A 1,451-nucleotide genomic window follows, 5' to 3' on the forward strand; every position below is an offset into this window, starting at 1 on the left:
GACCTCTGGTGACGGGCGCCCCAGAACACGGGCTCCTTATGCAGGCGCGACTCGGGCGCGACGTAGGCCTCGATCCCCAGGATCGGCTTGACCCCGGCCTTGGTCGCCGCCTTGTAGAAGTCGTAGGCGCCGAACATGTTCCCGTGGTCGGTCATCCCCAGCGCAGGCATGCCGAGCTGGGCAGCCGCCTGGGTCAACGGCCCCAGCCGGGCCGCGCCGTCCAGCATCGAGTACTCGGTGTGGACGTGCTGGTGCGCAAAGCTCATGGGTCCTCCTGGTGGTCCCGGGCCGCTCGTTCCGAGACAGGGTCGAATGCGTCACCCCTTAGGGTCGACCTCGGCGAGAGCGGCCTGCACCTGCAGGTCGCTCTCGCGTTCGGCGAGGGCGGGGTCAGCCAGCGGTTACGGCGCGGCCATCGGAGTCGTCGGCGACGGAGAGCAGCAGGTCGCACGCCTCCCTCTCCAGGCCGGCCCGAATCATGGCTCGGGCCTGAATCTTGGCCTTGCGCAGGCTGTAGGGGTAGGCGTTGTTCAGCCAGAACACCAACGCGGGCTGGGTGCGCTCCTGCCACTCCACGTGGCCGGCGTGCTTGAATCCCCGCTCAATGGCCAGCTCCGTACGCTGCCCAGGCTTCAGGCGCATGTAGAAGGCGGTGTTGAGTTCGATCAGGTCCCGGCGCGCCAGCTCAAAAGCGCCCTGGTGGGTGGGCGGGTGAGTCTCGTTCGCGGCGGCCTGCTCCAGGTAGAGCCGGGCGGCCTCGGTGAGCAGGTGGACGGTACTGGCGACGCTGGTCCCGTCGAGAGACTCAAGGAGCCGCTCCAGGTGGTCGACGTATTCGCTGGCGCGGCATACAGCAGCGTCGCCGGTGACGAACTGCTCAATCGGAATGGTGGTCATACGTACCTCCAGGCTGGTCGGGGTCGCTCGCTCCGATGCATCCATACTACATGCACTTAGGGCTGTGGACCAGCCCCCTACGATCGCGGGGACTGGTCCACAGGGCGTTCTACCTTCGGTTTTACCGTTCACGGCCAGCGCGGCGGGGGTGGCTGTGGCGCTTCCATGGCATCTCCTCTCGGCCGGGTCGCTCGTCCCGCCGTACTGATACTGCCTCTACTTAGGGCTACATGCTGCCCCAGGACGCAGCGGCCACCGTGTCGATGAGGTCGAGATCCTCCAGGGCGCAGGTGACGACGCCGGCGGCGACGTACCACTGCACCCACACCGGCTCCATACCCGGGTTGGCCTCGAACTCCGCCGTGCTGATCGAGCCGCGGGCGTAGGCCACCGTCCGGTCGGCCAGCTCCTGCAGCTGCGCGGCGGTGAGCCACCGCACGTCGCGGGTCTCCCTGGTGCTCGGGTTCAGGTCGCCGCGATCTCGCGATCCTCCAGCTCCTTGACCAGCGACGCCTCGGTGAAGCGGGACGGCGGGCGGGTCGAGTGGCCCTCGG

General features: G+C 68.2%; 2 protein-coding genes and 1 pseudogene. All 3 read right to left on the reverse strand.

Going from position 1 to position 1,451, the window contains the following annotated elements:
- The coding region (locus AB0B89_RS36420) for a PHP domain-containing protein (protein ID WP_358562350.1) at nucleotides 1-266 on the reverse strand (266 nt) is incomplete at its 3' end.
- 124 nt (nucleotides 267-390) lie between these two features.
- Nucleotides 391-897 (reverse strand): hypothetical protein, encoded by a 507-nt coding sequence (locus AB0B89_RS36425; protein ID WP_358562353.1) that lies wholly within the window; start codon nucleotides 895-897, stop codon nucleotides 391-393.
- Between the two features lie 226 nt (nucleotides 898-1,123).
- Nucleotides 1,124-1,451: pseudogene (locus AB0B89_RS36430) on the reverse strand (hypothetical protein); the annotation flags it as partial.

Source organism: Sphaerisporangium sp. NPDC049002, assembly GCF_040649355.1.
Classification (GTDB): Bacteria; Actinomycetota; Actinomycetes; order Streptosporangiales; family Streptosporangiaceae; genus Sphaerisporangium.